Source organism: Pseudodonghicola sp., from assembly GCF_048268305.1.
Lineage (GTDB): Bacteria > Pseudomonadota > Alphaproteobacteria > Rhodobacterales > Rhodobacteraceae > Pseudodonghicola.
This window is the reverse complement of the sequence record NZ_JBLWVT010000007.1, coordinates 185,235-201,274: the sequence shown is the minus strand read 5'-3', so window position 1 is coordinate 201,274 and position 16,040 is coordinate 185,235. Positions and strand designations below refer to the sequence as shown.

15 protein-coding genes and 1 pseudogene are annotated in these 16,040 nt (G+C 65.9%); 5 read left to right on the top strand and 11 right to left on the bottom strand.

All coding sequences use genetic code 11. The features are described 5' to 3' along the window. Positions 1-3 precede the first annotated feature (3 nt). The 3 genes from ACN0V4_RS14605 to ACN0V4_RS14595 form a co-directional block, all read right to left on the bottom strand. Positions 4-1,179 carry a TPM domain-containing protein gene (locus ACN0V4_RS14605; protein WP_417677343.1) on the bottom strand — a complete coding sequence of 392 codons (1,176 nt, stop codon included), beginning with the start codon at positions 1,177-1,179 and terminating at the stop codon, positions 4-6. 82 nt (positions 1,180-1,261) lie between these two features. Beyond that, on the bottom strand, positions 1,262-3,040 hold the full coding sequence (locus tag ACN0V4_RS14600) for an SLC13 family permease (RefSeq protein ID WP_417677341.1): 1,779 nt from the start codon (positions 3,038-3,040) through the stop codon (positions 1,262-1,264). Between the two features lie 148 nt (positions 3,041-3,188). Then, positions 3,189-4,001, bottom strand: coding sequence for a TIGR00282 family metallophosphoesterase (locus ACN0V4_RS14595; protein ID WP_417677339.1), 813 nt, complete (start codon positions 3,999-4,001; stop codon positions 3,189-3,191). A 215-nt stretch (positions 4,002-4,216) separates the two neighbouring features. Between ACN0V4_RS14595 and ACN0V4_RS14590 the strand changes: the two genes are divergently transcribed. After that, positions 4,217-5,056, top strand: coding sequence for a 2OG-Fe(II) oxygenase (locus ACN0V4_RS14590; protein ID WP_417677337.1), 840 nt, complete (start codon positions 4,217-4,219; stop codon positions 5,054-5,056). Between the two features lie 92 nt (positions 5,057-5,148). On the opposite strand, the pseudogene ACN0V4_RS14585 reads toward ACN0V4_RS14590, so the two are convergent. Beyond that, a pseudogene (locus ACN0V4_RS14585) lies at positions 5,149-5,583 on the bottom strand (DUF4260 family protein); the annotation flags it as partial. A gap of 51 nt (positions 5,584-5,634) precedes the next feature. On the opposite strand from ACN0V4_RS14585, the gene ACN0V4_RS14580 reads away from it, so the two are divergent. After that, positions 5,635-6,129 carry a hypothetical protein gene (locus ACN0V4_RS14580; protein ID WP_417677335.1) on the top strand — a complete coding sequence of 165 codons (495 nt, stop codon included), beginning with the start codon at positions 5,635-5,637 and terminating at the stop codon, positions 6,127-6,129. Positions 6,130-6,314: 185 nt separating this feature from the next. Here ACN0V4_RS14580 and ACN0V4_RS14575 read toward each other — a convergent pair whose 3' ends face one another. Together ACN0V4_RS14575 and ACN0V4_RS14570 are read right to left on the bottom strand one after the other, a co-directional pair. Beyond that, positions 6,315-6,713 carry a hypothetical protein gene (locus ACN0V4_RS14575; protein ID WP_417677333.1) on the bottom strand — a complete coding sequence of 133 codons (399 nt, stop codon included), beginning with the start codon at positions 6,711-6,713 and terminating at the stop codon, positions 6,315-6,317. A gap of 150 nt (positions 6,714-6,863) precedes the next feature. Continuing rightward, positions 6,864-7,571, bottom strand: a complete 708-nt coding sequence (locus ACN0V4_RS14570) for an SAM-dependent methyltransferase (protein ID WP_417677331.1) — start codon at positions 7,569-7,571, stop codon at positions 6,864-6,866. Positions 7,572-7,658: 87 nt separating this feature from the next. Here ACN0V4_RS14570 and ACN0V4_RS14565 point away from each other — a divergent pair, with 87 nt between their 5' ends. Then, entirely contained in the window at positions 7,659-8,450 is a 792-nt protein-coding gene (locus tag ACN0V4_RS14565; protein ID WP_417677329.1) for a helix-turn-helix domain-containing protein, read from the top strand. A 7-nt stretch (positions 8,451-8,457) separates the two neighbouring features. Here the strand turns inward: ACN0V4_RS14565 and ACN0V4_RS14560 are convergent, their stop codons facing one another. Together ACN0V4_RS14560 and mgtE are read right to left on the bottom strand one after the other, a co-directional pair. Beyond that, positions 8,458-9,030: a 5-formyltetrahydrofolate cyclo-ligase gene (locus ACN0V4_RS14560; protein ID WP_417677327.1), complete on the bottom strand. Its 573-nt coding sequence runs from the start codon at positions 9,028-9,030 to the stop codon at positions 8,458-8,460. Beyond that, positions 9,027-10,433, bottom strand: coding sequence for a magnesium transporter (gene mgtE, locus ACN0V4_RS14555; protein WP_417677325.1), 1,407 nt, complete (start codon positions 10,431-10,433; stop codon positions 9,027-9,029). Before mgtE ends, ACN0V4_RS14560 begins: the two co-directional genes overlap by 4 nt. A 135-nt stretch (positions 10,434-10,568) precedes the next feature. On the opposite strand from mgtE, the gene guaD reads away from it, so the two are divergent. Continuing rightward, positions 10,569-11,858 (top strand): guanine deaminase, encoded by a 1,290-nt coding sequence (gene guaD / locus ACN0V4_RS14550; protein WP_417677323.1) that lies wholly within the window; start codon positions 10,569-10,571, stop codon positions 11,856-11,858. Between the two features lie 171 nt (positions 11,859-12,029). On the opposite strand, the gene ACN0V4_RS14545 is transcribed toward guaD, so the two are convergent. From ACN0V4_RS14545 to ACN0V4_RS14535, 3 genes are all read right to left on the bottom strand, one after another. Further along, complete coding sequence (locus ACN0V4_RS14545; protein WP_417677321.1) at positions 12,030-13,367, bottom strand: 8-oxoguanine deaminase; 1,338 nt, start codon at positions 13,365-13,367, stop codon at positions 12,030-12,032. Positions 13,368-13,489: 122 nt separating this feature from the next. Then, positions 13,490-14,290, bottom strand: coding sequence for a histidinol-phosphatase (hisN, locus tag ACN0V4_RS14540; protein ID WP_417677319.1), 801 nt, complete (start codon positions 14,288-14,290; stop codon positions 13,490-13,492). Positions 14,291-14,398: 108 nt separating this feature from the next. Then, positions 14,399-14,770: a helix-turn-helix domain-containing protein gene (locus ACN0V4_RS14535; protein ID WP_417677317.1), complete on the bottom strand. Its 372-nt coding sequence runs from the start codon at positions 14,768-14,770 to the stop codon at positions 14,399-14,401. A gap of 306 nt (positions 14,771-15,076) precedes the next feature. Between ACN0V4_RS14535 and ACN0V4_RS14530 the strand changes: the two genes are divergently transcribed. Next, a complete protein-coding gene (locus ACN0V4_RS14530) occupies positions 15,077-16,033 on the top strand; it encodes an NADPH:quinone oxidoreductase family protein (RefSeq protein ID WP_417677315.1) in 957 nt (318 codons plus the stop codon). Positions 16,034-16,040 lie beyond the last annotated feature (7 nt).

The following is a 16,040-nucleotide window of genomic DNA, read 5'->3' as shown; positions in this document are numbered from 1 at the left end:
CCTCTACCAGCTCCCGCTCGCCCCGCCGCCCGAGGAGGATCCGCCGCCGAAAGACGACCGGCCGGAGCCGGAGGAGGACTCGGTCACCTTCGGGATCGTGCGAAGCTCGGTGTCGTGATAGCCGCAGTTCTTGCAATCATAGGTCAGCCGCTTCCGCCCGGTGCTGCTCTTGGTGGCGGCCACAAGCACCTCGGTCGTGGTGCTCAGCGTGTGATACTGGCACGTCGGGCAGGCGCCATAGCTTGAAAACCAGTTGCGATAGCGGCGGATATCCATATGGCCGCAGCCGTCGCAGAGCCAGACATCGTAATCGACCGACTGGAGGAATTCCTCCAGCCGCTGACCGCCGTCGAGATGGGCGTCGTCGGCCACCTCTCCCAGGCGGCGCATCATCTGGCCGCAGGCCGGACAGGGCCGAGGGCGCAGCCGCAGATAGCGCCGCAGCCCTAGGCCCGCCCCGGCCAGAGGCACCGCAATCACCGCCCAGAGCCAGCCGCCCAGAGCGGAGAGCTGCCAGAGGATCCAGCCCCAACCCTGGCGGAGCGTGCTGTCGTCATAGGTGCCGGGGAAATGCCCGGTGAGGGTGCGGATGATCTCGCCCACCCCGGTCACGATCCCCTGCTGATAGAGCCCGTCGCGAAAATAGGGCAGAAAACCCGTGTCGATCACCCGCTGCATCCGCCCGTCCCAGGAGGCGGCGTAACCGGCGCCGATCTCGATCCGCATGACCCGGTCGTCGCGCGCCACCAGCACCAGAACCCCATCGTTGCGCGCGGCATTGCCGATGCCCCAGGCGTTGAACAGCGCGGTGGCGAAGGGTTCGATCGCCCCATCATGCTCATAATCCCCGAGGCTTGGGATCGTCAGCACGGTCATTTCGATGCCGGTTCGGTCGTAAAGTTCGATCAGATCGTCACGGATGCGCGTGACGGCCTCCGCGTCCAGCAGCCCGGCATAATCGTTGACATAGACATCACGATATCCCGGCAGGCTGCCGCCGTCGGGATTGACCAGCCGCTGGGCCTCGGGTGCGGTGAAGGCCGCCGGGCCCCCGGCCGGGGCACCGGGCAAGGCGCGCCCGCCACCGACCAGCAGCCCCACGCCATAGCCCAGCGCCAGCCCCAGAACGATCACCACCACGGCGATCAGCCCGGCGATCTTCAGATCATGGCGTGTCATCTTCGGCGATCTCCCCCCAGAGCACGGCGATCAGATTACCGGACCGGCCCCCATGTCGCAGGGGAAAATCCCCCCAGCCGCCTCACAATGGCCAGAGCAGCGGGATCAGGACCGAGGCCAGCACCCCCACCGACAGGTTCAGCGGGATGCCGACGCGCATAAAGTCGGTGAACTTGTACCCGCCGGGCCCGTAGACCAGCATATTGGTCTGATAGCCGATCGGCGTGGCGAAAGAGGCCGAGGCCGCGATCATCACCGCCACCACCAGAGGGCGCGGGTCCACCTGCATCGCATGGGCCAGCCCGATGGCGATGGGGGTGACCACGACGGCCACAGCATTGTTCGACACCAGTTCGGTCAGGATCGAGGTCAGCAGATAGATCGCCCAGACCACCATGAAAGGCGGCAGCATGCGCAAGGCCGGCGATACCGCCTCGACCACCAGGCGGACGGCGCCGGAATGCTCCAGCGCCGCACCGATCGCCAGCATCGAGAAGATCAGGGCCAGGAGCCGCCCGTCGACGAAGGAAAACGCCTCATCCGCGTCGATGCAGCGGGTCAGCAGCACGGTGGCCACCGCCAGCACCGACAGGAACAGGATCGGGGCGACCCCGAAGGCGGCAAGCGCCACGATCCCGATCAGCGCGCCGATGGCGATCGGCGCATGGCCGCGCCGGAAGGCTCGCGCCGAGGGGTGCGAGACATCGACCATCTCCATATCGGTGGCCAGGCGCTGGATATCGCCGGGCGCCCCTTCGAGCAGCAGGGTGTCCCCCACCCGTACCACCAGATCGTCAAGCTGCCGGCCGATGTTCTGGTTGCGCCGGTGCGCCGCCAGCACATAGACGCCATAGCGACGGCGCAGCCGCATCGCCCCCAGGCTGCGCCCGACCATCTTGCAGCCGGGCGAGATCAGCACCTCGACCGTCGAGGTCTCCACCGCGGAAATCTGGTCGACCCGCTTCAGTTCCTTGTTGCGTTGCAGGCTGAGGAGTTCGGTCATCCGGGTGCGCAGAACCACCCGGTCGCCGACCTGCAGCGTCACCCCCTGCAGATCGCGCCGCAGCGATCTGTCGCCGCGGATCACGTCGATCAGCCGCACGCCCTCGCGCTGGAACAGCTGAACCCCCAGAACCTCGCGGCCGATCAGGTTGCTTTCCGGCGGGATGACCGCCTCGGTGAAAAATTTCATCCGCGACTTGTCGCTCAGCAGGCTGGCCATGCTGATCCGGTCGGGCAGCAGGCGCGGCCCGAAAAAGCGCAGATAGAGCATCCCATAGGCGACCAGCACCAGACCCAGCGGCGTGACCTCGAAGATCGAGAAGGGCTGCAACCCGGCGCTGCGCGCGACGCCATCCACCAACAGGTTGGTCGAGGTGCCGATCAGCGTCAGCGTGCCGCCAAGGATCGCGGCATAACTCAGCGGGATCAAAAGCTTGCTGGGCGCGATATCGAGCGTGCGGGCGATCTGGATGAACACCGGGATCATCACCACCACCACCGGCGTATTCGACACCACCGCCGAGGCCAGCACCACAAAGCCCATCAGCAGGGCGACGGCGATCTTCGGCCGGGTCTGCGCCTGGGCGCGCGCCTGATTGGTGAAGGCGTCGAGCGCGCCGGTGCGGACCAGCGCCCCCATGATGATGAACATCGCCGCGATGGTCCAGGGTGCCGGGTTCGACAGCACTTTGAGCGCCGCATCATAGGGAAGCACCCCGGAGATCAACATGACCGAAACGCCGGCCAGCGCCACAACTTCGGTCGGATAGCTTTCGCGCAGGAACATCAGGAACATGCCTGCGACGATGACCAGCGTGAGAATGGCGCTGCCCGTTTCAGTCAATTGGAAAAGCTGCATGTTTTTGGTTCAAAGGCCTCGATAAATCTGGCCGCCCGGGACCGGCGCCCAGTTTCCCCGATTGCCCCTTTCGGAGCAAGCGGTTCCTGCCCCGGAGCCCCCCGGAAATACGAGGGTGCATCCGGATGCGGCTTTGGGTCGCGACGGCTCAGGGGGCCGCCTGCTCCAGCCGGCCGCCCTGACGGATCATCCTGACCCGCTTGGCCAGCCCGGTGCGGTCGTCGGTCTCGACATAGACGCCGGACAGCGTCGCCTCGCCCAAGGCGGGGGTGAAGCGCGATTTCGCCATGCCGGTGATGAAGCGGCGCATCGGCTCGGCCTTGTCCATGCCGATGACCGAATTGTAATCGCCGCACATGCCGGCATCGGTCTGAAAGGCGGTGCCGCCCGGCAGAATCTGCGCGTCGCCGGTGGGCACATGGGTATGGGTGCCGACCACCAGGCTGGCGCGCCCATCGCAGAAATGGCCCACCGCCATCTTCTCCGAGGTCGCCTCGCAATGGATATCGACAACCACCGCCTGCGCCAGACCGCCCAGCGGATGCGATTTCAGCACCGGCTCAAGCGCCGAGAAGGGATCGTCGAAGGCGCGCTTCATGAACACCTGGCCCAGAACCTGCGTCACCAGCACCTTGCGGCCGCCGGGCGCATTGAACAGCCGATAGCCGCGCCCCGGCGCCGCCTTGGCGAAGTTGAGCGGGCGGACGATGCGGCTGTCCTGCTCGATCGCCTGCATCATGTCCTTCTGGTCGAAGGCATGATCGCCCAGCGTCACGCAATCGGCGCCGGCGTCGAAGATCAGCTTGGCATGCTCGCCGCTCAGCCCCATGCCGTTCGAGGCGTTCTCGCCATTGACGATCACGAAATCGAGCCGCCAGTCGCGGCGCAGGCGCGGAAGGTGCTCAGATATCGCCGTGCGGCCCGCGCGGCCCATCACGTCACCGAGATAAAGAAGTTTCATGGCTGCTTCGTAGGCTCCGGGACGGCCGAGGGCAAGAGGCGGGTGCAGCCGACAATTCCCCCCACCCCGCGGCATTGTTGCGGCAGGCCAGCCAATTTCCCCATGGAAAACGGCGCTCTCGTGAAAAAGATTGAATTTTAGCGGCCTCCCCCGACAGACTTGCCCATCCCCGGCCCGCCCGGTCCGACGTTACGATTTCAACGAGAGGTATTCCCATGTCCGAACCGGTCCTCGCCCTCGACCCCGAGACGCTGCTGCTGAAGACCGCCATCGCCCGGGCCGCCGCCCAGCCGCTGGCCGAGACCTATCAGTCGCGGCAGCCCTTCCATTATGGCGGCTACGACAATTTCCTGCCGCCCGAGATCCTGGATCGCGTGCGCGAGGAGCTGAGCACCCTGCCCGCCGCCGAGACCAGCTTTGACCGGCCGCAGGAAAAGCTGAAGACCAGCTATCTGCCCGAACGGCTGCCGCCCTATACCCGGCGGCTGTTCTATGCGCTGAACTCGCGCCCGGTGCTGGCCTTTCTGGAGGAGCTGACCGGCATCAAAGGGCTGATCCCCGATCCCTATTTCGCCGGCGGTGGCGTGCATATGGTGGCCAATGGCGGCCATCTGGATATCCACGCCGATTTCAACCACCACGCCGCGCTGAACCTGGAACGCCGGGTCAACCTGCTGATCTATCTGAACAAGGACTGGAAGAAGGACTACGGCGGCTCCTTCGAGGTCTGGAACGATGACATGTCGGCCCAAGTCGCCGCCTTCGAGCCGATCTTCAACCGCATGTGCATCTTCTCGACCAGTTCGACAAGCTGGCATGGCAACCCCGAGCCGGTGAACCACCCGGCAGGCGAGCCGCGGATGTCGATCGCGCTCTATTACTACACCGCCACCTGGGACAGCACGCGCAAGTCCCATACCACGCTGTTCCGGCCCCGCCCCGACACGGTGGACCTGCGCGACCGGCAGGTCGCCCGGCGCGAGATGCTGCGCGACATCCTGCCCCCCGCGCTCCATCGCAAGGTCGCCTGGCGGCTGGAAAAGCTGGGGTTCTGATCCAGACCCCTCGGGCCTCGGCGCGATTTCCCGATCGGTCCGAGATGCGTGATCTCGACCCCCTCGGCGGATTTTAGCCCATAGCCCAGCATGCGGTCGGCGCCCGCATGCGCCAGCCAGAGCGCCCCCAGCGCGGGGAGACGCGGCGCGGGGAGGATCAGGCCGAAGGTGATGAAGAGCGCGCCGAAACCATGGATGTGCAAGGCATTGTAGACTATGGCGCCAACCTTCGGCACCAGCAGATAGCCCAGAAAACCGAGGTCCGGCGCGAAGAACAGCAAGACTGCGCCCCACCCCGGCAGGGTGTCACGCCCCTGCCAGGGTGGGGCCGACCGCGAAAAGGATAGCCCCCTCAAGGCGCAAGCCCCTTGCCGGATGTGTTGCAGAGGACGGGAAACCGCGCCGTGAAACTGGCCCCTCGAAGCAACCGGGGGGTCGCGGAAATCTGCGAGGGCCTTGTCCTGTCGGACGACAGCTATGCGGGACGAAGCCGCCGTTAGATTTAGTGGCCGTTGCGCTGCTAGCATGCTATGAATGTGGATTGTACTAAATACTTTAGAAGCTGAGGACTATGTCAGTTGAGCTATGATCTTTTTGTGTTCGATCCCAATATTGCGCCCCGAGACCGTGACCAGTTTATTATTTGGTACAAACAGCTTACGAAGTGGGAAGAGCCCCGCGATTATAATTCCACAGAGGGCACAACGGGAAATCTGAGCGCGTTCTTTGACCGACTTAGCCGCCACTACCCTCCAATGAACGGACCCAACGCCTATCAACCGGAGATACACTCGAAGAATGATGGTGGAGCCTTAAGGTTCTGGGAAAGGATTTTCGGCGTACGAAAGCGGGCCCCAAGCCTAGAGCCGAAGCTCAATGAAGCATTCATCACTGACTACTCTATTGCAGAGAACGGCATTTACATGGCGTTTGCTTGGTCAATCAATGCTGAAGCATACAGTGACGTGGTCTCGGCTGCGATAGCCACTGGTGTTGGCTTCTTTGATGTGAGTGGGGGGAATGGCGTTTTTATACATGACCGTGACCAGCTAAAAGAGCTTCCGATTCTATAGTTATAATTTTGGCGAAGTTGCAGCGCTTACAGACCTTCGCTGCGCTGCAACAATCTGGTAATCTGGGCTCAAACCGGACCTTGCAAGAGAGCTTGGTCGGCCCCCTGCACACAACACATCTGGTAAGGGGCTTGCTCAAGGCGTTGCCACCTGATGGCCTGGATCATGACCGGCCCCCGCCCGGTTCAGCCCTGCGGGCCGTCCGGCGCAGGATCGGCCAAACCGCCCCGCGTCGCCAGAACCGCGCGCCATTCGCCTTCGTCCACCGCCCGCAGCCGCGCCAGCGCCGCTTCGGCATTGGCGCGCAACTCGGCCTTGCTCTCTTTCTTCACCGCCTCGACACCGGCGATCAGCTCGTCGATCTCGGGCACCGGCGTCGCGGTCGCCTCCGACAGCAGCTTCACCGCCTCCAGCAACTTGCCGAGCTGCCTGCCATAGCTTGCCACCTCGGTCTGGACCCGATCCTCGATCTCGGGCACGCCCTTGATGTCGGGAGAGAGGACGCGCGGCGCGATCTCCTGCGTCACATCACCGGAAAACGGCGCCCGGATGATCGGGGCCCAGATGTCGAACGGGGATAGCATGAAACCCTCCTCAGGGACTGGATACGAACCGCCCCCAGTATCGCGGCGACAGGGCAAATCCCCAAGTCAATCCGACCCGGCGGGTAAACGGCCCGCCCCCACCGCGCAAACTGCGGGCAGAAGGCGGCCGTGGAACCGCAAGGACGAAGGCTAGAGCCTGCGCCGCGTATGCCAGGCGCCCCAGAACAGACTGGAGAAGAACATCTGCGGCGGGGAGAAGCCGGCCCCGACAAGCAGCGCGGCAACCGCCGCCTCGGACTCCGGGGGCACCGCACCGGCCTGGATACGCGCCAGCTTGGCGTTCACCTCCTCCTCCGAAGCGCCGGACAGACGCCAGCGGTTCGCCCAGGCGGCCAGAAGCAGCGGTTCGCTGTCATAGGCCCTGACGTTCCCGGCCAGGACAAGCGAGCCGCCCGACAGCAGCCGGCAGGAGACATCTTGCAAGAGCCGTGCCTTTTCCCGGTCTTCGGGGATATGGTGCAAGACGCCGATCATCAGGGCGGCGTCGAATGTCGGCTCTGACGCAAGGGCGGATACCTCATCGCAGACGAAGGCGACGCGATCGCCGATCCCCGCCTGGTCGACTTGCGACTGCGCGATCTCCAGCATCGGTTTCGAAGGGTCGACGGCCACGAACCTCCATCCCTCTTCAAGACGCGCCGCCGCCGTGATCTCGCCTGCGGTACCGCCGGCCCCGACCACGAGCACCCGCGCATCTTTCCGGCGATCCAGCGCCGCCGACAGGATACAGGCCGAGAGTTCGTGACAAGCGTCATAACCGGCCAAGGCGATCCGGGCCTGTTCGGCGTATTCCCCTGCCCGGGCCGGATCGAACTTGGCATGTGAGGGGGATGTCATCGGGCTGAACCTCGTGCAATCTGGAAGGGGTTTTACGGTTTCGGGCTGCAGGATATGCCGGGCAGAGCAAAAGATCTGGGAAAACTCATGATCCAAAATTCCAGACCCGCCCGAAAACATGACCGGCTGTTCGCCTTCATGTCCGCCTTTCCGCTCGACGCCCGGCCAAGTGACAGCCTCGCCGGGTCCAATCTGCTGATTGTCGCGCGGGAGGTGGGCGACGTGCCGAGCCATGTGCATTATCGGGCGCGCGCAGGCGGGTCTCCTCCCCTCGGCAGGGTGCTGGCGCAGTCGAGGCTCGACTTCGGTGGCGCATACAATCCGCTGGTCGGCGCATTGCCCCAGGAGATCGTCTTCGATCTGTCTCAGGACGCCACGCTGCGGGCGCTCGCCGATCTGATCTTGGCGGAGGCGCATCATTCGCGATGCGGCAGTTCCTTTGTCAGCAAGCGGCTCAGCGAGATGATCGTCGTTCATGCCATTCGCGGCGCCATCGCCCAGGGGGCCGTTCATGCGGGGCTGCTGGCGGGCCTTGCCCATCCCGATCTGCACCCCTGCCTGGTCGCCATGCATGACGACCCGGCGCGAGCCTGGCGGATCGGCGATCTTGCCGATCTCTCGGGCATGAGCCGCAGCCGCTTCATCCGGAGCTTCGGGGAAACCGTCGGGCAAAGCCCGGTGGCCTATCTGAACGGCTGGCGGCTGTCTCTCGCCCGCGCGCTCCTGACCGAAGGCAGTCACATCAAGACCGTCGCCGCCCGCGTGGGCTTCGGCAGCGCGGCAGCCTTCTCGCGGGCCTTTTCCAGAAAATTCGGCAGCGCCCCGAGTGAAATCGCGCGGCAGCACCTGAGGCAACCACTTGATCCGGACCGTCCCTGAGCCAGCGCTATCCGGACAGGTCGCTGAGGTCGATCACCCGCCGTTCCGTCACGATCAGATCCAGCGGCTGGTCGGTTGGCTCGAGCGGCAGGCTGCCCGCCTCCTGCGCGTCATAGGCGAAGCCGATGGCGAGCGTGGCGCGGCGGGCGCGCAGCTGCGCCAGGGTGCGGTCATAAAAGCCACCGCCATAGCCCAGCCGATTGCCGGCGGCGTCAAAGGCCACCAAAGGCACGATCAGGATTTCCGGCTCGATATATTCCAGCACCGCCGGGATCCGGGCGCCGAAGGGGCCCGCGACCATCTCCGCCCCGGGCTCCCAGAGGGCAAAGCGCAGCGGCTGGCCCGAGGCCTCGATCACCGGCACGGCGACGGGGCCATGGGCTGCGGCCTCGGCCATCGCCGGGCGCGGGTCAATCTCGGTCCGGATCGGCATGTAACCGGCCAGGGGCACGCCGCGATAGCCCGCCAGGACCGAGCTGAGCAGCCCGGCCCGCCCGGCGCCGCCGAGCTCATGCGCGATCTGCCGGCGGGCGAAGGCGGCCTTGCGCGCCTCGACCTTGCGCGCGGCCAGATCGGTCACAGCAGCACCACCGTGGCCAGTCCGAGAAAGGCGAAGAAGCCCACCACGTCGGTCACCGTGGTCACGAAGACGCCGGAGGCCAGCGCCGGATCGACGCCGATCTTGTCCAGCAGGATCGGCACCGCCACCCCGGATAGCGCCGCGACGAAGAGGTTGATGATCAGCGCCGCGCCGATCACCGCCCCCAACAGCGGCGTGCCGAAGATCAGCCCCGTCATCACCCCCAGCGGGATCGCCAGCGTCAGCCCGTTCATCAGCCCCACCAGCATCTCGCGCCGGATCACCCGCCAGGCGTTGGCCCGCGTCAGGTCGCGGGTGGCGATCGCCCGCACCGCCACGGTCAGCGATTGGGTGCCGGCATTGCCGCCCATCGAGGCGACGATCGGCATCAACACCGCCAGCGCCACCAGCACGGCGATGGTATGTTCGAACTGGGCGATCACCAGGGCTGCCAGCGCCGCCGTGCCCAGGTTCACCACCAGCCAGGGAATCCGCCGCTTGGTGGTGTCGATCACCCGGTCCGAGAGCGAGCTTTCCTCGCCAACCCCGGCGAGGCGCAGGATGTCCTCCTCGTTCTCCTCATCCAGAACGATCATCGCGTCGTCGATGGTGATGACCCCGACCAGCCGGCCATCCCCGTCCACCACCGGGGCGGAAATCAGGTGGTACTGGTTGAAGGCATAGGCGACATCAGCCTCGTCCTGATCGGCCGGAATGACCTGGAACATCTCCTCGGCGATATCCTTCAGCGCCACCTCGCGGCGCGATCCCATCAGCTTGCCCAGCGTCACATTGGCGACGGGCCGCATCCGCGGGTCGACCAGCACGATGTGATAGAACTGCTCCGGCAGCTCTTCTGACCCGCGCAGAAAATCGATCGCCTGCCCGACGTTCCAATGTTCGGGGGCAAAGACCACCTCGCGCTGCATCAGACGGCCGGCGGAATTCTCGGGATAGGTCAGCGCCTGCTGCACCGCCAATCGGTCCGAGGCCTCCAGCGCGCCCAGGATCGCCTCCTGCTGCGGCCCCTCCAGATCCTCGACCAGATCGACCACATCGTCGCTGTCGAGCTCGCGCACCGCCTCGGCCAGAACCTGCGGATGCAGCAGGTGAATGACCTCTTCCCGCACCCCTTCTTCCAGTTCCGACAGGATCTCGCCGTCGAATTCCTGGCCATAGAGCCGGATCAGTCGCGCCCGGTCATAGGCGTTGATCTGTTCCAGGAGGTCGGCGATGTCGGCCGCATGCAGCGGCTCCATCAGCTCGATCAGCTTGTCGCGATCGTCGATGTCGACGGCATAGAGAATCGCGGCAATGGCCCGCCGGTCGAGCGCATAGGCGCGCTCGTTCCCGCCGTCCTCTTGCGGGGTGCCGGTTTCGGCCTGATCGTCGGCTGTGCTCATGCTCACCCCTTGCTTCGGATTGGCCGCAAAATAGAAGAAGCTTCTACCGGAAAACAATGACAATGGCGTAATTTACCCGGAAGGAAAGCCTCACTACTCTGATAGCGGCAAGAGAGTGGCGGAAACGGAACAGAGATGACGCAGGAAATTCTACTCACCGGACGCGTTTTGTCCTTCACGAGCACGCCCTTCGAAGCCGCGCCGGAGGCGGCCGCGCGGCTGGACGAGGCGCTGGTGATCCGCGACGGGCGGATCGCCGCCCTGGGAACCGCCTCGGATCTGGCCGCGGCCCATCCGCAGGCGCTGCGCCACGACCACGGCGCCCGGGTGATTCTGGCGGGTTTCATCGACCCGCATGTGCATTTCCCGCAGACCGCAATGATCGCAAGCTGGGGCAAGCGGCTGATCGACTGGCTGAATTCCTATACCTTCCCAGAGGAGATGCGCTTTGCCGATCCGGCCTATGCCGCCCGGATCGCGGCCCGCTACCTCGACCTGACCACGGCGGCGGGCACCACCACCATGTGCTCCTTCTGCACCATCCACCCCGCCAGCGTCGAGGCCTTCTTCGCCGAGGCGCAAGCGCGCGGCCAGCGGGTGGTGGCGGGCAAGACCTGCATGGACCGCAACGCGCCCGAGCGGCTGCGCGACACCGCGCAATCGGCCTATGACGACAGCAAGGCTCTGCTGGAAAAATGGCACGCGGTGGACCGGATTTCCTATGCCATCACGCCGCGCTTCTCCCCCACCTCCAGCCCCGAACAGCTCGAGGCGATGGGAGCGCTCTGGGCCGAGCATCCCGATTGCCTGATGCAGACCCACCTGAGCGAGCAGACCGACGAAATCGCCTGGGTGAAGGAGCTGTTTCCGCAGGCGCGCGACTATCTCGACACCTATGAGCAATTCGGCCTGCTGGGGCAGAACGGGCTCTATGGGCACGCCATCCACCTCGAGCCGCGAGAGCGCGACCGCCTGCGCGAGGTCGGTGCCGCCCTGGTGCATTGCCCGACCTCGAACACCTTCATCGGCTCCGGCCTCTTCGACATGGCCGGGCTGATGGCCGAGGGGCAGCGGATCGGGCTGGCCACCGACACCGGCGGCGGATCGAGCTTCTCGATGCTCCGGACCATGGCCGCGGCCTATGAGATCGGCCAGCTCCGCCACACCCCGCTGCACCCGGCGCAACTCATCTGGCTGGCGACCGTGGGATCGGCGCAGGCTTTGCGGATGGAGGATCGGATCGGCAATATCGCCCCCGGCATGGAAGCCGACCTGGTGCTGCTCGACCTCGCCTCGACCCCCGCCATCGCCCAGCGCGAGGCGGAAGCCGAGGATCTCTGGGAGGCGATCTTTCCCACCATCATGATGGGCGACGATCGCGCCGTGGCCGAGGTCTGGATCGGCGGGCGGCGGGTCAAATCCTGAGCCTGAAGCGGGGGCTCTGCCCCCGCACCCCCGGGATATTTGCAGCTAGAAAAAGGCGGCATCCGATTACCGCGGGGATCAAGCGCCCTCGATCAGGCCATGATGCCCCCCTTCGATCTGGCAGAAATATCCCGGGGGAGGCCGCAGGCCGGGGGCGGAGCCCCCTCTGCCTCAGCCCCTGAGCGCCGCGGCAAGCCTGTTCTGCCGCTCGATCACCCGCGGCAGATCGAGCGTCGCGACATGGCCATCGCGCACCACCTGACGGCCCTCGACCAGCAGATGTTTCACTCGCACCGGCCCCGCCAGGAGCAGCGCGGCCGGGTCCCAGCTTCCGGCGCTGTCGATGCCGGTCACATCCCAGAGCGCGATATCGGCGCGCTTGCCCGGCACCAGCCGGCCGCAGTCGGGCCGACCCAGCACATCGGCACCGCCGCGGGTGGCGATCTCGAGCGCCTCGCGGGCGCTCATCGCGTCGGCACCACGCGCGACCCGCTGCAGCAGCATCGCCTGACGCGCTTCGAGGATCAGGTTGCCGCTGTCGTTCGAGGCTGATCCATCGACCCCGAGACCGACGCGCAGCCCGGCGTCGCGCATGGCACGGATCGGCGCGATGCCCGAGCCGAGGCGGCAATTCGAACAGGGGCAATGCGCCACGCCAGTCCGGGTTCTGGCAAAAAGATCAATCTCTTGCGCATCGAGCTTGACGCAATGGGCGTGCCAGACATCGGCACCGGTCCAGCCCAGGTCTTCGGCATATTGGCCGGGGCGGCAGCCGAAGCTGGCGAGGCTATAGGCGACATCCTCGTCATTCTCGGCCAGATGGGTATGCAGCATCACCCGCTTGTCACGCGCCAGCAGCGCGGCGTCGCGCATCAGCTCTCGGCTGACCGAGAAGGGCGAACAGGGGGCGATGCCGACGCGCACCATGGCGCCCTCGCTGGCGTCATGGTGCGCGTCGATCACCCGGATGGCATCATTCAGGATATCCGCCTCGCGTTCGACCAGGCTGTCGGGTGGCAGGCCGCCGACGCTTTCGCCGATGCTCATGGCGCCGCGGGTGGGCTGGAAACGCAGCCCGATCTCCTGCGCGGCGGCGATGGTATCGTCGAGCCGGGCGCCGTTCGGATAGAGATAGAGGTGATCCGAGGTCAGCGTGCAGCCCGAGAGCGCCAGTTCCGCCAACCCGGTGAGGGCGGAGGTATAGACCTCCTCCGGGCCGAAGCGCGCCCAGATCGGATAGAGCGTCTTCAGCCAGCCGAACAGCAGCGCGTCCTGGCCGCCGGGCACCGCGCGGGTGAGGGTCTGGTAGAGGTGATGGTGGGTATTCACCAACCCCGGGGTGACGACGCAGCCCGAGGCCTCGATCACCTCGGCCCCCTCGGCACTCAGACCCCGGCCGAGGGCGGCGATCACGCCGTCGCGGATCAGGATATCCTCGCCGGCGAGCTCGCGGCGGGCGTCATCCATGGTGAGGATGGCAAGGGCATTGCGGATCAGGATCTCGGTCATAAGCACACTCCGGTCTGGCCCGTTTCGGTGACGAAGTGTGACAAAGGCGCCGACAGAAGACGGGCGAAGGACTCGGCGCGGCGATTTGGTAACCGTGGCAACGATTCGCCACAAGACCGGGATCAGGCCTGGCGCAGGATCTCCAGCGCCTGGGCGTGCAGCACCGGGTTGGCGGCGGCGAGCAGCCGGCCGCCCTGGTCGGCCCTGCCGCCCTGCCAGTCGGTCACGACGCCGCCGGCGGCTTCGATCACCGCGATGGGCCCCTGCACGTCATAGGGGTTCAGCCCGGCCTCGATCACCAGGTCGATATGGCCGGCGGCGAGAAGGGCATAGGCATAGCAATCCATGCCGTAGCGGGTGAGCTTCACCTGGCGTGACACCGCCTCGAACGCCGCGCGCTCTGCCGGGCTGCCGACCTCGGGGAAGGTGGTGAAAAGGATCGCCTCCTCCAACCGGGCGGTCTGGCGGGTGCGCAGGCTGCGGCGCCCGTGCGGTCCGATCAGCTCGGCCCCCTGCGGGCCCCCGACGAAGCGCTCGCCGGTATAGGGCTGGTCGATGATCCCCAGGACGGGCCCAGCCCCTTCGGAGAGGGCGATCAGCACCCCCCAGGTCGGCGTGCCGCTGAGAAAGCCGCGGGTGCCGTCGATCGGGTCGAGCACCCAGGTACGGCCATTGCGGCCCGCCTGGCTGCCGAATTCCTCGCCCAGAATGCCATCCTCCGGCCGCAGCTCTGCCAGCAGCGCGCGCATCGCCCGCTCGGCGGCGCGGTCGGCCTCGGTCACCGGGTCGAAGCCAGCGGCGAGCTTGTTGTCGGCGGTCAGATCGAGGCGTCGGAAATAGGGCAGGATCACCGCGCGGGCGGTGTCGGCCAGCCTGTGGGCGACATCGAGATCACTGAGGGCGGAGGGCAGTTGATCGGTCATGACGGCTCAGGTGCCACGGCGACCGGGCGGATGCAAGTCGGCGCAAGAATCAAAGACCGGTCCCCCGCAACGGGGCACCGGTCGGGCACATGCGCGGATGGGGCGGTGTCAGGCGACGTCGCTCAGCACGCGGGCCAGTTCGAACAGGCGCCGGCGCTGGTTTTCCGGGATCGCGTAATAGGAGCGGATCAGATCCAGCGCCTCTTTATCGCCCATCAGATCGGCCGGAACGCTGGTCTTGCTGTCGACGGCCTTCTCGGCCTCGTCCAGACCTTCGAAGAAGAAGCTCACCGGAACCTCCAAGGCATCGGCGATATCCCACAGTCGGGAGGCGCTGATTCGGTTCGCACCGGTTTCGTATTTCTGGATCTGCTGGAACTTGATGCCGACCTTTTCCGCCAGCTGCTGCTGGGTCATCCCCACCAGCCAACGGCGGTGCCGGACCCGTTTGCCCACATGAACGTCAACGGGATGGGTCATGGGTTCTCCTTACGTGTTACTTATTACGAGCCGAACAGACGCGAACACGCCTTTCCGCTCCCCCTGTTGCTTTGCGGCGTTTCGTGCGGTTCCCCTCCCCACTGCACGCCTTTCGGCACCCGCATTTAGAATTGTACGGGCTTTTCCGAGGAGCGCAAGACAGTTGATTTAGTGCTAACACACCTTTCGCTGTGGTTGTGTTCCCCGGCACCCGCCGCTGTGGTGCGGCCTATCGATGTCAAAGCCGGAGGTTTGACATGGATTTCGTTATCACCATTTATGGCGACCATCAGAGGGGAATTTTCCATGCGCGCGTATCACCTGACCGCCACCGGCGCCGAGGCGCGGCTGACCGACCTGCCCGAGCCGATCGCGGGCCCCGGGCAGATCGGTGTCGCGATCCGCGCCTGCGGGCTGAACTTCGCGGATCTGCTGATGCTGAAGGGCACCTATCAGGATACGCCGCCGGCCCCCTTTATCCCGGGCATGGAGATCGCCGGGGAGGTGATCTCGCTCGGAGAAGGCGTCACCCGCTTTGCCATCGGAGATCGGGTGGCGGTTTACAGCGGACAGGGGGGATTGGCCGAAACGGGCGTCTTTGCGGCGTCTCGGGCGGTAAAACTGCCCGATGAGATGCCTTATGAGCACGCCGCCGCCTTCCAGATCGCCTATGGCACCAGCCATATGGCGCTAGATTATCGCGCCCGGCTGCAACCCGGAGAGACGCTGCTGGTCACCGGCGCGGCCGGCGGTGTCGGGCTGACGGCGGTGGAGATCGGCAAGCTGATGGGGGCCCGGGTGATCGCCCAGGCGCGGGGGGACGACAAGCTGGCCGTGGCCAAGGCCGCCGGAGCCGACCACCTGATCGGAGCGGATGAGGATCTGCGCGCCCGGGTGCTGGAACTGGGCGGCGCCGATGTGGTCTATGACGCGGTGGGGGGCGATCTGTGGAAGGCGGCGTTTCGCGCCTGCAACCCCGAGGCGCGGCTGCTGCCGATCGGCTTTGCCAGCGGGGACGTGCCGCAAATTCCCGCCAATCACCTTTTGGTGAAGAACCTCACGGTGATCGGCTTTTATATCGGCGGCTACCTGAAATTCCGCCCCGAGGCGGTGACGCAGAGCCTGACCACCCTGATCGGCTGGTATCTGGAGGGTCGACTGAAGCCGCATGTCAGCCATGTGCTGCCGCTCGACCGGGTCGAGGAAGGCCTTGCGCTGCTGCGCGACCGGCGGTCGACCGGCAAGGTGGTGATCACCCCCTGACCCCGGG